Origin of the sequence: Brevibacillus formosus (assembly GCF_003013405.1) — a bacterium.
In the GTDB taxonomy this organism is placed as follows: Bacteria; Bacillota; Bacilli; order Brevibacillales; family Brevibacillaceae; genus Brevibacillus; species Brevibacillus formosus.
The window spans coordinates 1-332 of record NZ_PXZL01000014.1; positions in this window are offsets into that span (position 1 = coordinate 1).

The following is a 332-nucleotide window of genomic DNA, read 5'->3' on the forward strand; positions in this document are numbered from 1 at the left end:
ATCCCTTCGGAGCGGACAGTTTTAACTCCCAGCAGGACGGAGCCTGGAGCCTAGCATGGAAATATTCTTCTCCCTACCGCAGCTACATAATAGGAATCTCTATTTGTTGCTGTAGTGCTGGGAGGAAACAGGAGAAAACGCTCAGCTTCTAGGTCCACCCGCTGTGGGATTGACTGCCCGGCTCCATGAAAAAAAGCGAAACCCGCGTCCAAAGTCGTCCATTCTGAGGGCCTCTCAGAGGTGGACGCTAAGAGCTTGTTTCTTTTTTTTCATTGCGCCTCGGTCGGTGTCCCTAAGATCTTCGCTTATTTCTCCTGTTTCCTCTACGAGCT